This window comes from Amycolatopsis sp. NPDC049159 (assembly GCF_040648295.1).
In the GTDB taxonomy this organism is placed as follows: domain Bacteria; phylum Actinomycetota; class Actinomycetes; order Mycobacteriales; family Pseudonocardiaceae; genus Amycolatopsis; species Amycolatopsis pretoriensis_A.
In genome coordinates this window covers 16210-38326 of sequence record NZ_JBEZDL010000028.1, presented here as the reverse complement: position 1 = coordinate 38326, position 22117 = coordinate 16210, and the positions used below count along the sequence as shown (strand labels likewise).

Genomic DNA, 22117 nt, shown 5'->3' with positions numbered 1-22117 from the left:
TGTCCTCTCAAGACACTCGCGTGTGGACCCCGACCGCGGACGCCACACCGACGCTCACCCCGTGGCGGGCGCCCCGTGGCCCGGGCCTCAGTACTCCGTCGTGGTTCAGGCGCGCGCCGCCCACCACCGGCGGCGGCAGCGGGACGAACGCCGTGTCGACCCCGATCGCCGAAAGCGTGCCGACCACGAACCCCGATCCGCCGATGCGCACCGCACCCTTCGTGTGCGCCGGTGCCTGCCGGACCACCAGGCGCCGCACCGCCTCCTCGTCGGCCGCGCCGGCGGGCAGCAGGACCCGGAACCGGTGGGCGTGCTCGGTGAGGGGGTCGGTGTCCGGGTCGCCGAACGCCCGCAGCGGCGCCGCGCCCAGCGACGAGGTGTCCAACCGCAGCCGCGACGACGAGCGGCCGAACAGCCGCACCGAGCCGAGGCCGCGGGCGGACGGCGGCCCCGCGGTCGCGCGGACCTGCGCCCAGTGGCGGTCGCCGGCCAGCTCGTCGATGACCGGGTCGACGTCGAAGACGATCTTGATCGCTTCTTCCAGCGCGGCCGGCGTCCCGCGCCGCCGGTACAGCCCGGGTGCGGCGGTGATCAGCTTCCGGCGCGTTTCCGCGTCCCAGCCCGCTTCGAACGCCAGGCCCAGCAGCGCGGCCAGCCACGGCAGCGCGCCGTCCGGCACGCCGGCCGCGTCGAGCAGCGCCGGGTACCGCTCGAGGACCCGGTCGAGTTCGGCCGTGGTGGCGTCGAACAGGGACAGGAACCGTTCGGTGAAGTCGTCGGCTGCCGGGTCATGGCGGAACGCGGCGGGCAGCAGGTCCGCGCTGGTGGCGCGCGGGAAGTCGAGCCGGATCCGGTGCAGGACCGGCGTCGCCGACGAGTCACCGGACAGCCGCACGCGGGCGGTGAGGTGGCGCCCGGGTGGCTGGTCGACGAGGAAGTCGGTGCCGCCGGCGGGCGCGGTCTGCCAGTCGCTCTCGGCGAACTTGCCGTTTTCGGACACCACGATCGACACCGACACCGCCGTGCCCGCCGGCACGTCCGCTTCCACCCGCACCCGGTGCCAGCGGCAGCGCGAGATCCCGCTGTCGATCAGGAGGGTGGTGAACTCGCCCTCGGTGACGAACTGACCGGACCCGGCCGGCGGTTCCTCGCGCGGCTCGCCCGCCCAGTCGTAGCAGGTGGTCACTTCGCCGTCAGGTCCCTGTTCGCGCAGGCAGAAGCCGTCGTCGTCCGCACCGGTCAAACTGCTCGGCGGCAGCGCGGCCGCCAGTTCGTCCAGTGTGGACTCGCAGTGGTCCCGGTAGATCCGCAGGCGGCCGGCTTCTTCGGTGAGCAGCCAGATCGTGCACCCGGGTCCGGTGCGGATGCCGACGATCTGGCCGCGGACGTGCGTCCGGACGACCTCGCGCAGCCGACCGTCGGGGCCGTAGCGCCGCAGCCGGTCGCTGCCCGCACGAGCGACGAGCACCTGCTCGTCCTGCGCGAGCGCGACGACCGAGGCGTCCCGGAGCTCGATCACCGCGACCAGCTGGTCGCCTTCGTTGCGCCACACGAAGACCCGGCCGGAGTCGGCCACGGCGACCCGGTGCCCGCGCGCGGCGACGGCCGTAGGCGCGTGCAGCAGCCGGGGGTCGCAGGAGGGCGGCCACCCCGGCAGCCAGTCACCCGCGCAGGTGTCCCGGCGCAGCAGCCGTTCGCCGGAGAGCAGGTACCACGCGCAGGGCCGGCACCCGGGCGCCAGGCGCGGGTCGGGGAACCACGGCAGCAGCTGGGCCCGCGTCGGGCCGTCCGGGGACGCGCCGGCGTGGGCGAGCCGGACGCCGGTCTCGTCCGCGAACCCGACGAGGTCCGCCACGACGTCCTGGTCCCACCCGACGACGGCGTCGAGGAGCCGGAACGTGGCGTTCTCGGGCGTGCACGTCATGGGGACTCCTCCACCGGGATCAGCAGCGGGCGCTCCGGCCACACCAGGTCGGCCGGCGGGATCGGGTGGTCGGCGCACGGCGGCAGCCGCAGCCCGTCGGCGGTGAGCACGAGCCCGGACACCGCGAGGACACCGTCGACGGCCAGGAGCCGGCGCACCAGCGCGGTGTGCCGCACCGCGCCGCCGAACGGCCAGCCGCCGCCGTTTTCCCCGCCCCGCAAGGGATCCAGGTAGGTGGTCACCGCGTCCGCCGCCCCGGCGAGGACGGCGGCCCGGTCCTGGCCGGTGTCGAGCACGACCCTGGCCTCGACGCCGATCCGCCGGAACGCGACCGGGCCGGTGACCACCGTGACGCCGGCGGGCGCCACCTCGCGGGAGAGGAAGTCGGCCACCGCGCGCAGGGTCGCGGCGGTCGGGACCGGCGGCTCGGTGCCGCCCGCCTCGAACGGCGGCACCACCAGGACACCGACGACACCGGGGATGGGCGTGCCGGCGAAGTCCGGGTGCAGGCCCGGCACGCCGTTCGCGCGGGCGATCGAGGCGCCCGGCGCGCGCAGGGCCAGCAGGCCGTAGTCGGCGGGGGCGACGGCCCGGCCGCGGGAGCGCAGTTCCTCCACCCCGCGCCGTACGACGTCGGCGTCGGGCTCGGCGTCGGAGCCGCCGGTGGCGGGGAACGGGTTGGTCACGCCGGTCACGAACGGCTGCGCGGTGCGAAGACCGTTGACGGCACCGGCCGCCACCGCGCCCGCCGCGCCGCCGCCGACGCGGTAGCGCACCGCGCGGACGTTGCGGAAGCCCGGCGGCACGGGCGCGCCGTTGACGCCGTCGCCGAAGGTGACCACGCCGGTGTCGTAGTCGACGACGAACACGCGGTCGTCCGGGCCGTGGGCGGCGAAGCTCGGCACCTCCTGCCAGGGCGACGCGGTCCCTCCGGTGGTGCCGAACAGGTCCATGCCCGGGTCGTCGTCGACTTCGATGACCACGGTGCCGGCCAGGATCGGGACCTGGCTCAGCCGCAGCCGCCGTCGTCCGGACGGGTTCGCCGGGTCCTGGATCGGTTCCAGCGGCTCGTCGAAGATCGTGCGGGCCGCGGTGGCCGCGACGGTGTTCAACCGCATGCCCGAAACGAGCGGCGGCGCGACCGTGAACGTGCCCTGCGCGACCTGCAAGCGCAGCCAGCGCAGCGCCGGGCCGGGGCGCGCGGCCGGCGGCTGCCCGGGTGCCCAGGTGCGGGGCACCCGCAGCTCCACCGTGCCGCCGGCGCGCAACCCCCGCGTCTCGTCGCGGACGACTTCGGCGGGCCGGAACCGGCCGCCGTCCAGCACGTCCCAGCGCAGCAGCGGCTGGGGTGCCAGGGGCAGCGGGGTGAGCCCGCCGGCGGCCGCGGGCACCGGCGGCGCGGCCGCGACCACGAAGCCCAGCGACAGCGAGGGGAACGGGCTCGCGGTGCCGTCGAGGCCCAGCCACAGCGCGTTGCCCGGCTGAGGCTCGGTGCCGAAGGGCGCGAACGGGCGGCCGGGCCCGTTCGGGCCGAGCGGGACCGGCTCGAGCGCCCCGCCCCGCTGCACGGCGAGCACACCCAGGGTGGCGGGGGTGGCGTAGAGGTCCTGGTCGGTCTCGTAGACGACGTCGCCGTCGGTGCCGGTGGCGGCGGCCTGGAACCCGGCGGGGACGAGCACCGAAGCGCCGTCCCGCGGCTTCACGGTGAACTCGAGCAGCGCGGCCGCCGCGGTGGCGGGCCGGCGCCGCACCCCCGCGGTGCCCAGGTGCTCGGCGAGGATCTTCTCCGGCAGCCGGTTGACCCGCAGCAGCACGGGCTCGGCCTGGGCACCGAAGAGCCGCACGAGCGCGACCCCGGCGTCCTGCCGGTCGGGGTTGGTCCAGTCCGGGGTGTAGCCGGGGATCCGGTCCCGCACGGCGGCGCGAACCGCTTCGCGCGATGCATCGACGAGCTCCGGCTCCACCCCGGACGGCCCGGGGCCGGGCACCATGTGCGCGTCTTCGCCCGAGTCGCGGGCCCACCAGACGTCGGTCACAGCAACCCCTCCCCCGGTTCGACGACAGGCACCACGTGCGTGCGGACTTCGCGCACGACCGGCAGGTCGCCGGCTCGCAGCGGGACGTCGTCGCACGTTTCGGCCGGATCCGCGCCGTCGATCCCGATCGCGACCGCGGTCACCGCCGCCAGGTCGCCGAGTGCCTGCTGGGCGGCGCGCAGCAGGGCCGAGGGCCGCAGGGCGCCGCCGAACGGCCAGCCCGTTCCCTCGTCGCCGCCGGTCAGCGGGCCGAGGTGGTGGCGCAGCGCGGCACTGACCACAGTGGACACTTCGGCCCGGTCGGCCGGTGTGCCGGACAGGTCCACCCGCAGCCGGACGTCGCGGTACACCGGGGGCCGCACGAAGACCTCGGCCGTGAGCAGCCTCGCCGCCGCCAGCCGCTCCTCGACGGCGCACAGCATGCCGGGGTCCGGCTCCGGCGCGGGCACGGTCCCGGCGGGCACCGACGGGACGATGTGGACGGTCACCGCGCCGGGGACCCGCGCGCACGGGAAGCCCGGGTGCTCGCCGACCGCGGCGTGGGCACGCCCGACCTGGACGCCGGGTGTCGTGGTGGCCAGCGTGACGAAGTCCGCGGCCGTGACCGCCCTGGTCACCTCGCCGAGCGCGCCCGCGGCCCGGTCGCGGGCCTGGGCGACCGTTTCCGGGTCCGCCCCGCCGTCGGCCTTCACCGGGTTCGCCGCCCGCACCGGCGCCGCGAGGTCGACCGGCAGCCAGTTGTCCGTCAGCCCGCCGTTGCCGTCGCGGCCGCCGCCGATCGTGTAGCCGACCTCGACGGTTCCGCCCGGACGCGGGATCCGCCCGGTGAGGCCGTCGCCGAACACGAGCGCGCCGTCGTGCCGGTCCAGCAGGAAGATCCGGTCGCGGCCGGAGCCGAAGGCGAAGTCGGCCGCCGGTTCCCACTCGTCGCCCGCCAGGTGCAGGACGGCGGTGAGCAGCCGGTCGGCGGCGTCGGGCAGCACGAGCCGCTGGCCGGGCAGCTTCAGCCACCGGTCCGTCTGCTTGCCCAGCCCGGTGACCGTGCGCCGCTCGGCGTGGCGGGCGCCCGAGACGTTCACCGCCAGCCGCAGCAGCCGCGGCGGGGCCGGATAGGTCGCGGCCGGGGTGGCCACCAGCAGCCCGTTGTCCATTGTGGACCATTCGGGCGGCGGCCGCAGGCGCACGACGCCGGAGCGCCGCAGCCCGCCGGTGCCGTCCTCGACTGCGGCGAACCCGCCCGAGGCGTCGCCGCTCGGGCGGAACCACGACCACGTCAGCTCGGCCGGCGGCCGGACGACCGGCAGCGGGGGCGGCGCCCACGACGGCGGCAGCGGCGAGTCGAGCTCGAACAGCACCGACAGCCAGCCGGACGTGGAGTGCGCTCCCGTGAGCGGCAGGGTGAAGCGGGCCGAGGCGGCGGACCCGTCGCTCGCCAGCAGCGGCACCCCGCGCCGGGCGAGCAGGTCGGCGGTGCGGTCGCGGTCGGTGACCACGTGGGCGTCGCCGTCCACCGGGAACGCGGTCACCTCGTCGTCGAGGGTGAAGCGGATCGCCGCGGCCGGGTCGCGGGCCAGGACGGTGCCGGCGGGCACCACCGTCGGCGTTTCCCCTTCCGTGCTCAGCGCGAGGACGGTGGCCGCCGCCCGCGCCGGGCGTGGCGGCTCGAGCCCCAGGAGCTTCAGGATCGCGACGACGAGCTCGTCCGGGGCCTGGTCCAGCCAGTAGAGCCGCTGCTCCAGCAGGTAGGCGAACAGTTCCAGCAGCGTGACGCCGGGGTCGGCGGGCGCGTGCAGCGTCCACGTCCCGTCCGACTCCGCCGGGATGCGGCGGGTGGTGGCCGCCATCAGGTCGGCCCAGGTGAGGTCGTCCAGCTTCGGCGCGGGCAGGGTCATGGCGTCCCCGTCAGGCCGAGGTAGAACGGGAACACCAGGTTCGCCTTGGTGTTGGTGCGCCGGATCCGGTACTCGACGGAGATCGTCACGCGGGACTCGTCGGCCGGGTCGGTCTCGGCGAGGACGCTCGCCAGCTCCACCCGCGGCTCGAAGGTCTTCACGGCGTCGCCGATCGAGCGCTCCAGGCCGCGCAGGTTCTGCACGCTGCCCGGCGCGAACACCGACTCCTGCACGGTGGTGCCGAGCTCCGGGCGCATCACGCGTTCGCCCGTCGCGGTGAGCAGCAGCGCGCGCAGGCAGTGCTCGATGCTCGTCTCGCCGACGGCGTAGGACAGCCGGCCGGCCTCGTCGGGCAGGATCGGGAACCGCCAGCCGGTACCGAGGAAGGGTTCGGTCACGTCGCTTTCACCTTCTTCGCGAGCACGGTCGGCGGCAGCGGGGTCGCGGGCCCGGTGGCCGCGCCCGCCACCGGGTGGGTGTGCTGGACGAAGGCCTGCATCAGGGCGTTGCCGAGCACGACGGGCTCGGTGGAACCGCCGCCGAGGTCGATGCCGCTCGCCTTCACGGTCACCGTCGCGGCTTCCAACGTGATCTCGCCGCTGTCCTTGAGCACCACCTTCGCCCCCGACGTGGTGCTGATCGTGATCTGCTTTTCCCCGTCGTCGAACAGGATCCGGTGACCGGCCTTGGTCCGGATGACCTTCTGGTCGCGGCCGCCGGCGTGCGTGACCGGCGGCTTCTTCTTGCCGTTGTAGAGCCCGCCCAGCACGTAGGGCTGCCGCATGTCCCCCTGGAAGAACGCGACCAGCACCTCGTCGCCGACCTCGGGCACGAACACCGAGCCGTAGCCGCCGCCCGCGTACAGCTGGGCGACCCGGATCCAGGGACTGATCGACGAGCCGCCGTCCAGCCAGTAGTACTTGACCTTGACGCGGGCTTCGTCGTCCCCGTCGTTCTCCACGACCTCCGCCGGCGCGACGCCGTAGAAGCGCTGGTCGGTCGCCATGGCCCGTGGCATCGCCGTCATGGTTTGTCCCCCTGGAAGATCCGCCGGGCGGTGAAGGTGGTGAAGAACCCGCTCGTGTTGAGGGCGTGCTCCACGCGCTTGACGAAGTAGGTGCCGGAGAACCGGCGGCCGAGGCCGAAGATCTCCAGGTTGTCCCCCGGCTGCAGCTCCGGCAGCCCGGCCAGGCGGCCGGTCGCGGTGATGAACTCGTAGGCCCGCTCCCGCAGCAGCGAGATGGCCAGCTCCTTGGCTTCCTCCTGGCTGAGCACGGGCGCGTCGACGATCACCTCTTGGCGGCCGCCCGTCGCGGTCTCCGCCGCTTCGGGCCCGCTCTGCCCGTCGGCCGAGTTCTGCCCGCCGGGCAGGTCCTGCGAGGTCGCGACGTACTCGATCGGCTCCGCCTTGACCGGGTCCCAGCCGTGCACGGTGAGCTTGCTGACCTGGTTGGACAGGGTCATGGTCGGGGTGAAGTCGAGGAGGTTGGGCACCAGGCCGGCCGGCTGCCCACCGGGCCCCGACGCCAGCCCCGGGCTGTAGGCGAGGCGGAACACCCGGATCGGGCGGCTGTCGCGGCCGTCGGTGGGCTTGACGAAGTACAGCGTCTGCACGCCGGTCTTCGGGTCCGGCAGGATGTAGCAGTCGAAGTCGATCCGCTTCGCCCGCTCCATCAGGAACTGGGCGTCGGACTGGTTCTTCTGCACCACGAGGTCGTGCCGCGGGCCCTCGTGGGTCGTCTTGACCGCCAGGTGGTTGCGCCGCGCGATCTGCTCGGCGATCTCCCAGTCGGTCTTGCGGACGAAGTTCTTGTCCTCGTCCTTCGTGGGCTTGCGGTCCTTGAGGTCGAGCATCCCGTCGACGCAGGTGATGGAGACGGTCGGCGAAGCCCCGTCCGGGAACTTGGGCGCGAGCGAGCTGATCTTCCCGGTGGCGACGGTCAGCAGCCGGTCGGCGTAGCCGAGCCGGACGGAGACGAGCCTGCCGATCTGCAGGTCCTTCGAGTCGCTGTGCTTGAACTTCAGCGCGACGTCGTCCCAGTTGTTCAGCTCGAGGTCGAAGCCGGACATCTCGTCGAGGTCGCGGTGCACCTTGATGTCGAGGACGTCGTTCTTGGTCGTCGGGTCGGTCGTCAGGCCGTCGACGACCACCTCGAACTCGGGTGCGTAGCCGTCCGGGTCGGCGATTTCGGGCTGGGTGCCCGCGGGCGCGGTCATCGGCCGTCCCCCCTCACGGCAGCCGGGGCACGGTCAGCACCAGCCCCGGCCGCAGGTCGCGTGGATCGGCGATGCCGTTGGCGCGCGCCAGTTCCCGCCAGGCGTCCGGGCGCCGGTACACGGCGGCGGAGATGCGGTCCCAGGTGTCGCCGCGGCGCACGACGTAGCTCTTCTCCACCGTCGGCGAGGACCGCGGCGGGTCCACGGCCTGGTCCTTCGCCAGGCGGTACTCCTTGAGCGTGAGGTCCAGCTGGGCCCGCAGCGGGACGCCGTTCTTGGCGAACAGCACGTAGTTCACGTCCAGCTTCTCCAGCACGCCCTTGAACACCGGCCCGTTCCAGTGGAACCGGACGATCGGCGGCGCGTGCTCGGTGCTGTCGATCCGCATCAGGTCGCGGATGGCGTCCACATAGGACGTCCGGACGTCGTTCAGCGTGTCCGAGGTGTCGACCAGCGCCTGCAGCGTCAGCGATTCGGTACTGCCGCGGATGAACTGGATCGGCGGCGTCTCCAGCCCGGGGATGGTGATCTCGGCGAAGGTGTTGCTCTTGCTCAGCTTGTACTCGGTCGGGTTGAACCGCAGCGGGATCACCTGCGGCGTCCGGTTCGGCGGCCGCTCGATCTCCAGGTGCGCGTCGGCACCCTGGCTCACCGACGAGAACGGTGTGGTGATCACCGGCTGCCTCCCGAATCCCCGATCCTGCGGTCGTTCCCGCTGCGCTCGGCCCGCGCGCACTCTTCTTCGTACAGCCGCGACCACGCCTGGATGTGCTTGTTGAACAGGCGGGTGAACAGCGCCCCGTCGTCGCCTTCCACCTGGAACCGCACTTCGAGGTTGTGGATGATCAGGTTCTTGGGCACGCGCTTGTCTCCTAGAGGACGGCCGTCAGGCCCTCGTGGGCGATTTCCAGTGATTCGATCGCGACCGCGTTCTGCTCGGCGTGCAGGTCCGGGCCGGTCCACTTCGCGGCGAGGCCGCCGTGGAAGAGCCACGACTTCGCGGGCAGCCCGGCCTCGTCGAGCATGATCAGGGCGCCGTCGCGGCGGGCCCCGAGCGAGTCGTGCAGGCCGGTTTCGTACCAGGACCACAGCAGGCGGTCGCGGACCACGCCGCGCTTGAGCGTGATCGGGTTCCACGAGTGGCGCAGCGGCAGCTTGTGCACCGCGTCGTTGCGCCCGCCTTCGGGGTAGTTGACCACCTCCAGCTGCGCACCCAGCCCGGTCACCTCCTGGAAGGCGCCCGAGGCCACCACCTGCAGCAGCAGGGCCTGCGCCGGCGGCAGGTAGACGTCCGCCGCCGACAGCGTCACGAGGAAGCGGAACTTGGGCAGCGGCTCGTTGAGCGCGAGCAGCTGGTCGACCGGTGTCGTCATTGCTCGATCACCTCCAGACCGCGGTCCTGGCCGAGCACGAGCCGCAGCGCGATGAACTCCATGGGCACGGCCGGCGCGACTTCGACCTCGCACACGACCCGCCCGGGGTCCTGCTCCGGCGGGTTGTTGGTTTCGTCGCACACCACGCGGAAGGCGTCCTCGGGCCGGCTGCCGGCGAGCGCCCCGGTGCGGAACGCCTCCAGCAGCACCGACGTGATCGCGCGGACCAGCGCCAGCCGCAGCTCCGGCGCGTTCACCTCGAACACCAGCGGCGCGGCGGCCCGCCGGATGGCCCGCACCAGCAGGTGCAGCAGGCGGCGGTGGGCGACGTACACCCGGCGCGGGTCGGCCGACAGCGTCCGCCCGCCCCACACCACGAGCCCGCGGCCCCGCAGGCACCGCACCAGGTCGACGCCCGCGTCGAACAACCGGACCTGCTGCGCTTCCGGGTACTCGACCTCGAGGTCCACCGCGTCCAGCAGCGTGGCGTTGGCCGGGGTGTGCGCGGCGCCGCGCTCGGCGTCGAGCCGGGCCACCAGGCCCGCGACGTGCCCGGACGCCGGGACGGTCCGCAATCCGGTGCCGTCGGGCGCGGGCGCCCGCAACGGCGGGTGGTACACCGCCGCCGCGGCGAGCAGCACCTCGTCGCCGAAGCTCGTCAGCGCTTCGGTCCAGGCCGCCACTTCGTCCACTGTGGACAGGTCCGGCGGCACGTCGAGCAGCACCAGCCGGTCCAGCAGCGGGGCCACCACCCGGAGCAGTTCCAGCACCAGGTCCGCGTGGTCGGTGCCGGTGAGGTCGGCACCGAGGTCCGGGAGGGCCACCAGCGCCGGCTCCGGCAACTCGGCCTGCGCCACCACCGCGTCGGCGTACTCGTTGTGCCCCGGCGGGCTGTCCGTGCCGCCGGCGAGCGTGAGGTCCCACGCCAGCGAGATCGGCGCGTCCGCGGGGATCGGGCTCACCGGCCGGTCCGGGTCGAGCGGCACCAGCCGGATCAGCCGGGACCCGGCGAGCCGGTCGGCGACGTCCCCCGGCGCCATGCCCGCGAAGGTCTCCGCCGGTTCACCGGGCACGAGCACCCGCACGGTGACCGCCGGCGGACCCGCGACGCTGCTCCCCCGATACCGCACGGTGACCCGGCCGCCGTTCGCCCACGCGCCGGGACTCGCGGCCACCACGCGGTAGTCATCCGTCCACCGCGCACCGGCGAACCCGGCGGGCCCGGACACCCGCAGCACCCACGCCGCCCGGCCCTGGTTCTCGAAGAACCCGCGCAGCGCGTACGGCGTCGCCGACGTCCCGTCCGGTGGCCCGAACTCGCCGACGACGTCGTTCCAGCTTTCGACGCGCACGGGACGGCCGAGCGGGCCGCGCCGGGTGCGGCCGAGGAACACGGCCACGTCCGTGCGCAGCGGCTCGTCCCCGGCCGCCGCGCGGTCGAAGGTCAGGGAAACGCCGGGAAGCGCCGCGCTGGTCATCACGCGTCGATCACGAAGCTCTCGACGGCCAGCACGAGCGTCTCCATGGCGATCTCGTTCTTGGTCGCGTTGAACGACGGTCCGGTGTACTTCGTCGGCCAGCCCCGGTCGAAGTTCCAGCGCATGACCTCCTGGCGGTTCTCGTCGAGCATCACGATCGAGCCGGACGTGCGCCGCACGCGGCCGTCGAGCGCTTCCTTCACCCAGTTCCAGAACCCGACGTGGCCGGTGACCCCGCGCTTGAACGTCAGCGCGCTCGGGAACTTCTTGAGGCCCACGAGCTTGCGGACCGTGATGTCCTCGCTGCCGGTGCGGTACTCGATCACCGGCAGTTCCACGTCCAGCCCGCTGGCTTCGGTGAACGACCCGCTCACCGCGACGCCGTCGTCGCTGACGTTGGTCACGATGACCAGGAAGTTGTACGCGGCATACGGATCGTCGCGCGTCACAGGTGGCATTTCGGTTGCCTTTCAGCTAGACGAGCTGGGGCTCGCGGGTCTTCTGCTGGATCCGGAAGATCACGAACTCCGCCGGGAACACCGGCGCCACCCCGATCACGCAGATGAGCCGTCCGTTCGCGATGTCGTCGTCGGTCATGGTGGAGCGGTCGCAGTGGACGAAGAAGGCCTCGTCCGCGGTCGTGCCGGCGAGCGCGCCGCTGCGCCACACGGTGGTGAGGAAGTTCGCGACCGTCTGCCGCACGAGCGCCCACAGCGATTCGTCGTTCGGTTCGAACACGACCCACTGCGTGCCCTCGTCGATCGACTCCTCGAGGAACAGGAAGAGCCGGCGCACGTTGATGTACTTCCACGAGGTGTCCGAGGACAGCGTGCGCGCGCCCCACACCCGCTGGCCGAGGCCGGGGAAGAACCGCAGCGCGTTGATCCCCCGCGGGTTCAGCAGGTCCTGGTGCCGCTTGGTGACGTCCTGGGCGATGCCGTCGGTCAGCCGGATGCCGCGGATGACCGCGTTGGCCGGTGCCTTGTGCACCCCGCGCTCGACGTCGGTGCGGGCGTAGATCCCGATCATGTGCCCGGACGGCGGCACCTCGACGAACTGGTTGGTCGAGGGGTCGTTGACGACCAGCCACGGGTAGTACAGCGCGGCGTACTTGGTGTCGAACGGTTCCCGGAACTCCTGGATGCCTTCGATGTCGAGGCCGTCGCGCGGGTCGAGGACGGCGAACCGGTCCTTGAGCTGCTCGCAGTGCGTCACGAGCGCCGACTCGACGGTGCCCGCCCACACCCCGGGCACCGCGCAGATCGCGATCTCGTCGATGTCCTCCAGCGCCACGATGCCGGTGCGCTTGCCGCTCCCGCCGTCGGTGCCGACGAAGTCCCCGACGTCGAGGCCCCCGAAGGCGTCGTCGCCGTCGTCGGCGAGGCTGAGCCACGAGCCGGTGGCGGGCGTGGGGAACTCGGTGGGGTCGGTGCTCAGGTCCAGCGCGGTCGCCCGCACCAGCCGCGACTGGCTCGCCAGCGTGCCCGTCACGGTGCCCGGCGCGTCGCCGGTCAGGCGCAGGTTGCGGAAGGTCTCGGTGACCGAGCCGCCGCCGGGGTCGCCGAACCGGGTGTCCACTGTGGATTCGACCAGCAGGAGCCGGGCGGTCTCGAAGACCAGCGCGGGGGTGTCGGCGCCGAACGTGACGACTTCGTCCGGCTCGATCGCCACCACGGTCAGGGTGCTCAGCTGGTCGCCGGTGTCGAGCTGGGCGAGCGCGCCCTCGTACAGCCGGCTCGAGCCGCTGATCCGCAGCTTCGGCCCGGCACCGGCGTTGGCCCGGCGCACCCGGCGCACGGTGAGGCCGGTCTTCCACGGCGCGTGGTGGGTGCCGTCGGGGAAGGTGAGCGTCACCTTGCCGGCTTCCGGCTGCGCCACGGTGACCGGGAAGCGCCGGTCGCCGATCAGGATCCAGACGTCGTCGGGCAGGTCGTCGGGGTCGAGCCCGGGGACGGCGTTCACCTGGACCGACCCGGCGTCGGCGTCGGCTTCGGCGGCGAGCGCGGTGATGAACAGCGGTCCCTCGTTCGGGTCGGGCAGCACCGGCAGCGACGCGCTCACCGACGGCGAGATCCGCACCTGGACCGCCTTGCCCCAGGAGCCGGGGCTCGACGCGGAGAACCGCAGGCTCGGCGTGGCCACCCGCGGGGCCTTCTGCACGTAGTCGCCGCGGGCCGCCTTGACCTCCGCCGGCAGCCCGGTGCCGAGGGTGACCCGCCCCTTGGCGGCGTCGTAGGCGGTGATCGTCACGGTGCCGATCTCGACGTTGTCGCTCCCGCGGAAGACCTTGACCTCGTCGGACCCGGTGAAGCCGACCAGGTGGGCCAGCTCCAGTATCTTCGCCCCGGCCGCGGCGTCCCGGGTGATCGCGCTGACCAGGCCGGTGCCGAGCGTGCCGGACGCCGCCTGCGCGGTCTCGCTGGCGACCCGCTTGACGTAGAGGCGCTGGCCGCCGTTGTCGAAGAACCCCTTGACCGCCAGCGGGAACAGCCACCAGCGGCCGCCCTCGGCCGGGTTTTCCGCCCAGGCGTCCCGGATCGCCGGGTCCGGCTCGGGCAGGAAGCCGCCGAAGGTCGTCTGGAACTCCAGGAAGTTCGTGACCAGCTTCGGCTTCCCGCCGGTCGGGCCGCGCTGGGTGACCCCGACCATGCCCGCCGTGCTGGTGCTCACCCCCGCGATCGGCCGCGGCCCCGCGTCGACCTCCTCGACGTAGACGCCGGGGCTCAGGTATTCGGGCATGGTTTCAGCTCCTTCTCTACTGCTCGACGATTTCGATGACGTGCCGGAGATGCCGTTCGGTGGGCAGCCGGACGTCCAGCGACCCGGTCCGCCCGGGCCGTTCGGTGGCCGTGAGGTGGAACAGCTGCACCGGCGGGGGCCCGGTGACGAGCTCGCCCTCCCAGCGCAGCGCGAGTCGGAACGCCCCCGCCGCGTCGGTCAGCGTCCGCTCCAGCCACGCGACGCCGTCCCGGCTCGTGACCCCCCGCGCTTCGACCAGCGCGTTCGCCACCGGCACCTGGTCCTCGGCGACGACCACGCCGTAGACGGTGCGGACGCCGGACCCGTACGGGAAGGCGGTGCTCGGCAGCAGGCGGACCACGCGCGGCTCGCCGGCCGCGGCGGGCGGGGTGTCGTCGTCGTAGGGGTGAGCGGTGAACTCGACGCCGGCCACGCCCGCGTCGAACGGCTCGCCGTCCGCCGGGTACAGCGGCGCGAGCCCGATGGCGGCGAAGCGGACGCGGAACCGTTCCGGCTGCGCACCCGGGCCCCGGCGGCGGCCGAGCTCCGGGTAGGCGATCACCGCGCTCGGGGTGCGGATGGCCGGCGTTTCCTGGAGCACCCAGGCGTTTTCGGCCGGGTCGAAGCGTTCCAGCTCGGTGCTCACGTCGGCGGCCCGCGCGCGCTGGGCGAACTCGTCGAACGGCACGAACCAGGCCGGGCTGTGCAGGACGGAGGACTCGAGCGGGTGGAAGCGGGTCATGGCACCGGTGTCCCGTTGATCGTGCGGCTGCGGACCAGCCGCAGCTCGGATACGTCGAGCGAGTCGAGGTTGACGACCCGGACCTCGTAGTTGAGGGACAGCCGGTACGGCTTCTGGATCGCGTACCAGATCCACGACTTCTGATCGAGCGTCAGCGGCGTCAGCGTGAACTGCAGCGCCTCGGTGGTGCCGGCCATGCTGCCGGTCAGCTCTTCGCCGGTCCAGATCGCGTCGTCGTAGAAGACCTGCAGCGCCCGGCCGATCATCTGGTGCTGCGTGGCCTGGCTGCCTCCCCACGGCGTGATCAGGTACCGCAGCAGCAGCGCCATCGGCGGTTTGCGGCTCGTCGGCGCGGACGGCGGCAGCGACCGCACCGGCGGCCGGTTGCGCGAAGTCGGGTCTTCGGCGATCTCGTACAGGAAGACCGTGAGCGTGGCGCGGCTCGGCCGGTCCTCGAGGTCGCTCAGCACCGCCGTCGGCGGGTCGTGCGGATCCAGTACCCGCAGCGCCTCGTTGAGCCGGTCCACGATGATCGTCGAAACGTCCGCGACGACCCCGAAATCGCCCATGCCCGTCCTCCCCTGCTCGTGCCGCGGCAGCATCGCAGGGGTGGCGTGGCCGGCCCGCGACCCGCGCGTCGCGCGAGCGTCACGACGGCGTTCCCGCCGCGGGCGTTGACGAGGCCGCACACGCGGCGGCGACGCCGTGGTGACAGGCCTGCGCGCATCCTGCGTCCGTGGAGGTCCCCGAGGAACGGTCCGGCAGCATGGTCCTGCGGGCGTGGCTGGAAGGCGGCGACCCCGGCGCCCTGCGGGTCCGCGTCCTCTCCACGATCGGCACCGAGGAGGCCCGACCGGTCGCGGTCACGTCCCGGGAGGCCGTGCAGGCGGCCGTGCAGAACTGGCTGGACGAGCTCGGAGCGGACCCGATGACGTTTTCGTGACGCCTGGTCGACGCCGCATCGACGATGATTCCCGGTAACGTTTCCCGTGCGGGTCGCGAATTGCCCCACGGTGGGGTCGATCCGATCGGTGGCGGGCGTGGGTTGGGGAACCGATGCGCATTGAAGCAACACAGATCGTGACACTGCGGCTGCTCAAGGGGTTCACGCTGCTGGTGGGCGACGACCCGGTCGCGCTGTCCTACAGCGCGCAGCGGTTGCTCGCCTTCCTCGCGCTGCAGGACCGGCCGCGGCCGCGGACGTACGTGGCGAGAACGCTGTGGCCGGAGGCGACGACGCCCCGCGCGAACGCGAACCTGCGCTCGTCGCTGTGGCGCGCGTCGCGGACCGGGTACCGCGTCATCGAGGCGTCCGTGCAGGAAATGGCCCTGGCGGGCAACATCACCGTCGACATCCACGACGCCGTCGCCCGCGCGCACTGCCTGCTGGACAAGACGTGCGGGTGCGACGAGATCCTGACCCGCCAGACCCGCGACGACCTGTCGGCCGATCTGCTGCCCGAGTGGTCGGACAACGAGTGGGTGCTGATCGAGCAGGAGCAGTACCACCAGTTGCGGCTCTACGCCTTGGAAGCCATGGCCAAGCGGCTCACCACGGCCGGGCGCCACGGCGAGGCGGTGGCCGCCGCGCTGTCCGCGGTGCGCGCGGAGCCGTTGCGGGAGAGCGCCCACCGCGTCCTGATCGACGCGCACCTCGCGGCGGGCAACCGGGCGGCGGCGCAGCACCAGTACGAGCAGTGCCGGTGCACCCTGCTCGAGGAGCTGGGACTCGAACCTTCCGATACCCTCCGTGATCTCCTGCCGCACATGAGCGCGCATTAGTTCCGGCCCGAAAACAATGGCGATTGCCCTTTCGGGCAATTCCGCACAGGCGTATTTCCCGATCGGGCGACGACGATTTCGGCACGGTCGCCCGTCCGAACGGGCGAAATCCGCCCGGGCGCGCCTGTCGAGGTACGGTCCCGCCGTTCGTCATCCTCTTCGAACGGGGTACGACGACCGGCTGGAGGAGCCCGTGCAGTACATGCTGCTGATCTACGACTGCGACCGTCCCGAGCCCGGCGACCCGCGCTTCCCCGAGGCGCTGGCCAGGGTGAACGCCTTCGCCGACGAGTGCCGGCGGCGCGGCGCCTTCGTCTCGGGGCACCCGCTGCTGGGCGAGCACACCGCGACCACGGTCGCCGTGCGCGAAGGCAAGACCCTGATCACCGACGGCCCGTACCCCGAGACCCACGAGCACCTCGGCGGCGCCTACGTCCTCGACTGCCGCGACCTCGACGAAGCCCTGGAGCTGGCCGCGCTGTGCCCGATGGCCGCGGTCGGCTCGATCGAGGTCCGGCCGATCGCCGGCGTGCCGGGTCTCGACCACCGCGGATGAGCACGGCGCACCTGCTGCGGACGACCTACCGCGAGCACCGGTCCCGGATGCTCGCGGCGCTGGTGCGCGTCCTCGGCGACTTCGAACTCGCCGAGGACGCGCTGCAGGACGCGTGCGCGCTGGCCCTGCGCAAGTGGGACGGCAGCGGACCGGACGACCCGGTCGCCTGGCTGCTGACGACGGCCCGCAACAGCGCGATCGACCGGCTCCGGCGAGCCCGCCGGGGCCGGGAGAAGCTCGCCGAACTCGGCCCGGGGCCGGAGGTGACGGCCGTGGACGCGGGGGAAAGCAGCCTGCTCGCCGTCGGCGACGAGCGGCTCAGCCTGATCTTCACCTGCTGCCACCCCGCGCTGGCCGAAGAGGCGCGTGTCGCCCTGACGCTGCACGCCGTGGCCGGGCTGACCGCCGGGCAGATCGCCCGCACGTTCCTGGTCGGGGAGGCGGCACTGGCCCAGCGGCTGGTCCGGGCCAAGCGCAAGATCCGCGACGCCGGGATCAGCCTCGCCGTCCCCGCCGACCACCTCCTGCCCGAACGGCTCACCGGCGTCCTCGCCGTGGTTTACCTGATCTTCACGCGGGGCTACACCGCCGAGGGCGACCGGCCGGAGTACCGCGGGCTGCAGCGGGAGGCGGTGCGGCTGGCGAAGCTCGTCGCGGCCCTGATGCCCGACGAACCGGAGGCCCTCGGCCTGGCCGCCCTGCTGCTCCTGCAGGACTCGCGCGCGGCGGCGCGCTACGACGAGCACGGCGACGTCGTCCTGCTCGAAGACCAGGACCGCTCGCGGTGGGACCACGGCGAGATCGCCGAAGCGGTCGGCCTGCTCGACCGGGCGCTGCGCCTGGGCGAGCCCGGGCCGTACCAGCTGCAGGCCGCCATCGCCGTCCTGCACGCGCAGGCACCGTCGGCCGGCCGGACGGACTGGGCGGGCATCGCCGGGCTCTACGAGCAGTTGCTCGTGGTGCACCCCTCCCCCGTGGCCGCGCTGAACCACGCCGTCGCCGTCGCCATGGCCACCACCCCGGCCGAGGGACTCGCGCTCACCGACCGGATCGACGGCCTCGGCCACTACCACCTGCTGCACGCCGCCCGCGCGGACCTCCTGCGCCGCCTCGGCCGCACCACCGAGGCGGCGGCCGCGTACCGGCGGGCCCACGACCTGGCCACCAAGCCCGCCGACCGGCGCTTCCTCGCCGCCCGCCTGCGGGCGCTCGACCCCACGGAGTCCTGATGCGACTGTCCATTCTCGACCACGGCCACCGCCGCCGCGCCAAGCTGTTCATGGCGCTCACCGCGAAGCGGTCCGGGGTCGCCACCCCCGACATCGTCAAGCTGCTGCTCTACCGGCCCGGCGTGTTCGCCCGCCCGCTGCTGGAGCTGACCGCCCCGGCGATGCGCGGCCCGTCGTACTGGACCGCGGCGGAACGCGAATACCTCGCGATGGCCACCGCGCAGGTGCACGAGTGCCCGTTCTGCGTGGTCACGCACACCGAGCTGGTCCGCATCGCCGGCCCCGGCGAGCTCGACCCGGAAGACCCCGCCTCGGCCCGGCCCGAACTGCGAGCCGTCCGCACGTTCGTGGAAGGCGTCAGCCGGGACCGGGCCGACGCGGCCGTCGTCGCCGCGGTGCCCCCGCACGCGGTCGCCGAGGCCCTGCGGGTGAACCTGGTGTGGAACATCGTCAACCGCCTCGCCAACGCGTTCGGCTTCGTCCTGCGCGAGGGCCAGCTCGAGACGGGAACACGCTCCCTGCACCGGTTCGGCTACCGCTTCCCGGGCTTCCTGATCGCCGAGGGCCCCCGCACGGACCTGGCGGCCGCGGCAGCTCGCCTGGGTGACGACCTCCCCGAGCCGCTGCGGTCGTACGTCACGACGGTGCGAGAGGCGTCCTACCGGGTGACGGACGCCGACGTCGAGGCGCTGAAGACCGCGGGGTACAGCGAGGACGAGATCTTCGAGGCGACCGTGGCCGCGGCGGTCGGGGCGGCGTTGCGGAGCTTCGAAGCGGCGAAGCGCGCGGCCGGAGCGGACTGAGCCGATCGGGTGGATCTCACCGACGGCTCCCGGGCCGGCCGCCCGTTCAGCCGGGGATCGCGCGGTGGCCGAACAAGCCCAGCAGCCACGTGTGCCGGACCGCCTCGCGGGCTTGGTCGTACGCGTCGTCCGTGGCGAGCCAGATGGCCTGGGTCAGCAGCTCGATCGTCGCGGCGACCACCGTCCGCGCGGTGAACGGCGGCGGGGGTGCCAGTGCCGGCTCGGTGGTGCGCAACCAGGCCGCGGTCCGGTCGAACACCGCTTCTCCCGCCCGCAGCACCTCTTCGCGGGCTTCGAGCCCCGCGGGGCCGAGTGCGTAGATCTCCAGCAGGACCGCGCGGGCGGCGACCGGGCGGCGGTGCGCGTAGCCGACCAGGAAGTCGCCGCACGCCGCGACCGCCGCCAGCGGGGACGGGGCCGCCATCGCCACGGCGACGCCCTGGCCGAGGAACTGCCCCGTCTCCGCTCGGTAGGCGGCGAGGAACGCGTCCTGCTTGCCGGTGAACTGCTCGTAGAACGAAGTGCGGGAAACGCCCGCGGCCGCCGTGATGTGGCCGACGGTCGTGGCCGCGTAGCCGCGTTCGCCGACGTTGGCCAGCACCGCTTCGACCAGCCGGGCGCGCTGCGCACCGGCGACCTCTTCCCGGCTCAGGCCGTGCGGCCCCTTGGGGAGCGTCCTCACCCGCGGCACCGTACCCGGCCCGACCACCGCCGGGTACGGCGAACGGGCTCAGGCGGGCTTTTCCGGGGCCAGCGAGTTCCCCGCCGGGATGTGCCCGCAGTTCGACGGCGCGGGCTTGCCGGCGAACCGGTCGGCGAGCCAGCCGATCGCCGCGGGCGCCCACGCCGCCGCGCCGCCGACGTGGCTGAGCGCGTCGTACTGCACGTACTTGATGGTGTCGTTGCCGGTGGCGCAGTACTGCCGGGCCAGCGCCCGCACGTCACCGGCGACCATCACGCCGTCCCCGGTGCCGATGCCGGGCAGGGTGCTCGTGGTGCCTTCGAGGAACCCGGCGTTGCCCTGGGCGATGAAGCCCGGGACCGACGGCGTCGGCGCCGAACCGATGTTGACCTTGTTCACCGCCGCGACGAACGGCGGCACCGAATTCGGGTTGGCGTACTCCGGTTTCACGAGCTTCTGCCACGTCAGCCCCGGGTACCGGCCCAGCGCGGTGATGATCGACGCGTGCTCCAGCTCGTCGAGCACCTTGAGTCCGTACTCGCTCGCATACGGCCGCAGGTCGATGCCGAAGCCGCGCGCGACGCCGACCAGCGCCATCGGGATGACCCCGGACCACACCGGGCTGCCGCCGACGTACTTGAGGTTGTGCGCGGGGTCGACGAGCACCCCGCCTTCGGTGAACCCGACGAGGTTCTTGTTCACGTCGGGCGCATACCCCGGCGCGAGGGCGGCCGCCCAGCCGGTCGCGATGGCCCCGCCGGAGTAGCCGAGGAGGCCGAACTTCGTGCCGCCGTCCATGCCCGTGGCGGCCGAGCTCGTCGCGGCGCGGATCGAGTCGAGCGTGGTGGTGCCGTACTCCGGCCCGGCGGCGAAGTCCGCGGTCTGCCCTTCGGTGTCCGGCACGACGACGTTGTAGCCCAGCAGCAGCGACGGGAGCAGCAGCAGCGACTCGCCGTTGGGCAGCAGGCCGCCGAGGGTGACGTCGCCGGCGATCGCGCGCGACGGCGCGTCGGCGGGGTCGAGCGAGTCGTAGGCCGACTGGTAGGAAACGGCTTTCGTGCGGTCGCCGGTGATGCTGCGGACCACCGAGGTGACGTTGGCGGCCGGGCGGCCCTGCGCGTCGGTGGTGCGGTAGAGCAGCTGCACGGCTTGCACCGGCGTGGCGAGGCCGACGACGTGGTAGGCCAGGGTCCGCGTCTTGAGCACGGTCCCCGGTGCGAACGACGACAGCGGCGCGCCGCCGTCGTAGGAGTAGAAGGAATCGGACGACGCGGCGGCGGCCGGCGTCGCCGCAGCGGCGGCGAACACGAGCGCGAGCGCGGCGGCGAGGGCCGGGAGGCGAGCGGGCTTTCGGATCATGACTCCCCTTTGAATCATGAAGTGGATCACACGACGGCGGTAACCTACCAGCGAGTAGGTGTGGTGTACAGCCGCGTACACGATCCTCACCCGCCCGTGGAGGACTACCGCGGGCGACGGTCCGGACCTAACGTGGCGATACCGGGTTCTCGGCGGAGGAGAGACGATGCACGGCACGCTCGACCTCGAAGTCGCTGCCCGGCCGCACTACACCCTCGTCACCGTGACCGGCGGCCTCCACCTCGGCAGCTACCGGCGCCTGCGCGACGGCCTGCTCCAGATCGCGGCGGACGGCCCGGACGCGGTGATCGCCGGCGTCGGCGACCTCGACTTCAGCCCGGTCGCCCCGGTCGGCGTCTTCGCGCTCGTCGCCCGCCGGATCCGGCTCTGGCCGGGCATCCCGCTCGCACTGGCCACCGGCACCCCCGACCACGCGCGCGCGTTGCGGGAGCACGGCATCCACCGCGAGGCCGCCCTCGGCGAGGACGTCCCCAGCGCCGAGCGCGCACTGGGCAAACCGGCCCGGCGCCAGGCGGAACTGGCGCTGCCGCGCAGCAGCGAAGCCCCGGCGATCGCCCGTGCCGCGGTGCGCCGGGCTTGCGCGGAGTGGGACGTCACGCACTTCGTCTACGACGGGATCCTCGTCGCCGGCGAGCTCGCGACGAACGCGGTCCAGCACACCGAGTCCCCGGCCACCCTCCGCCTGGACCTGCGCCACGGCCGCCTGACGATCGCGGTACTCGACGACGACACCCACCCGGCGGTGCTGCTACCACGACCGCGCCCGGGGGCCGCCGGCTTGGGCATGCACCTCGTGGCGCATTCGGCCCGGCGCTGGGGCAGCAGCCCGCGGTGGTCGGGCGGGAAAGCCGTCTGGGCGGTCTTGACCACTGAACGCCACGCGCCGGGCTGAACCCGTCAGCACGGCCACAACCCGCGGCCACGGCTGAGCGCCGCCGGCGGCCTCGGCACGCACCGCGCGGCGGCGTTATTTCCCTGCCCCGATCGCGGCCGAGTACCGCCCGCCTGGACCCCGCACCTCGCGGCGCACTCCGCGCGGCGGTGTCGTTACCGCTACCCCGACCGAGTGCCGCCGATCTGGGCCCGCACCTCGCGGCGCACTCCGCGCGGCGCCGGGACAGCAGCCCGCAGTGGTCCGGCGGGAAAGCGTCTGCCACACGCCCGCCTGAGCCCACCGTCAGCACGGCTCCGGTCCATCGCGACCGGCTCCGCCCGCACCGAGCACGGCCGGATCGCCCCGCTCCCGCAGTCGAGCCGCGCCCACACCGTCTTCCCGAGCACAGT

At 73.4% G+C, this 22117-nt stretch carries 22 protein-coding genes; 6 read left to right on the top strand and 16 right to left on the bottom strand.

Features of this window, described 5'->3' with window-relative positions:
• Window positions 1–7 precede the first annotated feature (7 nt).
• The 14 genes from AB0B33_RS39700 to AB0B33_RS39635 are packed head-to-tail and all read right to left on the bottom strand — an operon-like array spanning window position 8 to window position 14970.
• Window positions 8–1924 carry a phage tail protein gene (locus tag AB0B33_RS39700; RefSeq protein ID WP_360781720.1) on the bottom strand — a complete coding sequence of 639 codons (1917 nt, stop codon included), beginning with the start codon at window positions 1922–1924 and terminating at the stop codon, window positions 8–10.
• Window positions 1921–3960: a putative baseplate assembly protein gene (locus AB0B33_RS39695; RefSeq protein WP_360781719.1), complete on the bottom strand. Its 2040-nt coding sequence runs from the start codon at window positions 3958–3960 to the stop codon at window positions 1921–1923. Before AB0B33_RS39695 ends, AB0B33_RS39700 begins: the two co-directional genes overlap by 4 nt.
• Window positions 3957–5852 carry a putative baseplate assembly protein gene (locus AB0B33_RS39690; protein WP_360781717.1) on the bottom strand — a complete coding sequence of 632 codons (1896 nt, stop codon included), beginning with the start codon at window positions 5850–5852 and terminating at the stop codon, window positions 3957–3959. Before AB0B33_RS39690 ends, AB0B33_RS39695 begins: the two co-directional genes overlap by 4 nt.
• Window positions 5849–6250 carry a GPW/gp25 family protein gene (locus AB0B33_RS39685; RefSeq protein WP_360781715.1) on the bottom strand — a complete coding sequence of 134 codons (402 nt, stop codon included), beginning with the start codon at window positions 6248–6250 and terminating at the stop codon, window positions 5849–5851. The genes AB0B33_RS39690 and AB0B33_RS39685 overlap by 4 nt, the downstream gene beginning before the upstream one ends.
• Window positions 6247–6879: a phage baseplate assembly protein V gene (locus tag AB0B33_RS39680; RefSeq protein ID WP_360781713.1), complete on the bottom strand. Its 633-nt coding sequence runs from the start codon at window positions 6877–6879 to the stop codon at window positions 6247–6249. The genes AB0B33_RS39685 and AB0B33_RS39680 overlap by 4 nt, the downstream gene beginning before the upstream one ends.
• The gene (locus AB0B33_RS39675) at window positions 6876–8069 is read right to left on the bottom strand and encodes a type IV secretion protein Rhs (protein WP_360781711.1); all 1194 of its coding nucleotides are present in this window, start codon (window positions 8067–8069) and stop codon (window positions 6876–6878) included. Before AB0B33_RS39675 ends, AB0B33_RS39680 begins: the two co-directional genes overlap by 4 nt.
• A 13-nt stretch (window positions 8070–8082) precedes the next feature.
• On the bottom strand, window positions 8083–8745 hold the full coding sequence (locus AB0B33_RS39670; protein ID WP_247024465.1) for a LysM peptidoglycan-binding domain-containing protein: 663 nt from the start codon (window positions 8743–8745) through the stop codon (window positions 8083–8085).
• Window positions 8742–8930 (bottom strand): putative phage tail protein, encoded by a 189-nt coding sequence (locus AB0B33_RS39665; RefSeq protein ID WP_360781709.1) that lies wholly within the window; start codon window positions 8928–8930, stop codon window positions 8742–8744. The genes AB0B33_RS39670 and AB0B33_RS39665 overlap by 4 nt, the downstream gene beginning before the upstream one ends.
• Window positions 8931–8941: 11 nt before the next feature.
• Window positions 8942–9442 carry a phage tail protein gene (locus tag AB0B33_RS39660; protein WP_247024467.1) on the bottom strand — a complete coding sequence of 167 codons (501 nt, stop codon included), beginning with the start codon at window positions 9440–9442 and terminating at the stop codon, window positions 8942–8944.
• Entirely contained in the window at window positions 9439–10920 is a 1482-nt protein-coding gene (locus tag AB0B33_RS39655; protein WP_360781708.1) for a phage tail sheath subtilisin-like domain-containing protein, read from the bottom strand. The genes AB0B33_RS39660 and AB0B33_RS39655 overlap by 4 nt, the downstream gene beginning before the upstream one ends.
• Window positions 10920–11378, bottom strand: a complete 459-nt coding sequence (locus AB0B33_RS39650; RefSeq protein WP_247024469.1) for a phage tail protein — start codon at window positions 11376–11378, stop codon at window positions 10920–10922. Before AB0B33_RS39650 ends, AB0B33_RS39655 begins: the two co-directional genes overlap by 1 nt.
• A gap of 16 nt (window positions 11379–11394) precedes the next feature.
• Window positions 11395–13659, bottom strand: a complete 2265-nt coding sequence (locus AB0B33_RS39645; RefSeq protein ID WP_360781705.1) for a phage tail sheath C-terminal domain-containing protein — start codon at window positions 13657–13659, stop codon at window positions 11395–11397.
• A gap of 16 nt (window positions 13660–13675) precedes the next feature.
• Entirely contained in the window at window positions 13676–14401 is a 726-nt protein-coding gene (locus AB0B33_RS39640) for a carboxypeptidase regulatory-like domain-containing protein (RefSeq protein ID WP_360781703.1), read from the bottom strand.
• On the bottom strand, window positions 14398–14970 hold the full coding sequence (locus AB0B33_RS39635) for a DUF4255 domain-containing protein (protein WP_360781701.1): 573 nt from the start codon (window positions 14968–14970) through the stop codon (window positions 14398–14400). Before AB0B33_RS39635 ends, AB0B33_RS39640 begins: the two co-directional genes overlap by 4 nt.
• 167 nt (window positions 14971–15137) lie before the next feature.
• Here AB0B33_RS39635 and AB0B33_RS39630 point away from each other — a divergent pair, with 167 nt between their 5' ends.
• The 5 genes from AB0B33_RS39630 (at window position 15138) to AB0B33_RS39610 (ending at window position 18771) form a co-directional block, all read left to right on the top strand.
• A complete protein-coding gene (locus AB0B33_RS39630; protein ID WP_360781699.1) occupies window positions 15138–15344 on the top strand; it encodes a hypothetical protein in 207 nt (68 codons plus the stop codon).
• Window positions 15345–15481: 137 nt separating this feature from the next.
• Entirely contained in the window at window positions 15482–16183 is a 702-nt protein-coding gene (locus AB0B33_RS39625) for a BTAD domain-containing putative transcriptional regulator (RefSeq protein WP_247024474.1), read from the top strand.
• A gap of 193 nt (window positions 16184–16376) precedes the next feature.
• On the top strand, window positions 16377–16739 hold the full coding sequence (locus AB0B33_RS39620) for a YciI family protein (RefSeq protein WP_360781697.1): 363 nt from the start codon (window positions 16377–16379) through the stop codon (window positions 16737–16739).
• The gene (locus tag AB0B33_RS39615) at window positions 16736–17968 is read left to right on the top strand and encodes a sigma-70 family RNA polymerase sigma factor (RefSeq protein ID WP_360781695.1); all 1233 of its coding nucleotides are present in this window, start codon (window positions 16736–16738) and stop codon (window positions 17966–17968) included. Before AB0B33_RS39620 ends, AB0B33_RS39615 begins: the two co-directional genes overlap by 4 nt.
• Window positions 17968–18771, top strand: a complete 804-nt coding sequence (locus AB0B33_RS39610) for a hypothetical protein (RefSeq protein WP_360781693.1) — start codon at window positions 17968–17970, stop codon at window positions 18769–18771. The genes AB0B33_RS39615 and AB0B33_RS39610 overlap by 1 nt, the downstream gene beginning before the upstream one ends.
• 46 nt (window positions 18772–18817) lie before the next feature.
• Here AB0B33_RS39610 and AB0B33_RS39605 read toward each other — a convergent pair whose 3' ends face one another.
• Together AB0B33_RS39605 and AB0B33_RS39600 are read right to left on the bottom strand one after the other, a co-directional pair.
• Window positions 18818–19453, bottom strand: coding sequence for a TetR/AcrR family transcriptional regulator (locus AB0B33_RS39605; RefSeq protein ID WP_360781691.1), 636 nt, complete (start codon window positions 19451–19453; stop codon window positions 18818–18820).
• 48 nt (window positions 19454–19501) lie between these two features.
• Window positions 19502–20812, bottom strand: coding sequence for a lipase family protein (locus AB0B33_RS39600; RefSeq protein ID WP_360781689.1), 1311 nt, complete (start codon window positions 20810–20812; stop codon window positions 19502–19504).
• Window positions 20813–20978: 166 nt separating this feature from the next.
• On the opposite strand from AB0B33_RS39600, the gene AB0B33_RS39595 reads away from it, so the two are divergent.
• A complete protein-coding gene (locus AB0B33_RS39595; protein ID WP_360781687.1) occupies window positions 20979–21725 on the top strand; it encodes an ATP-binding protein in 747 nt (248 codons plus the stop codon).
• The last annotated feature ends 392 nt before the right edge of the window (window positions 21726–22117 follow it).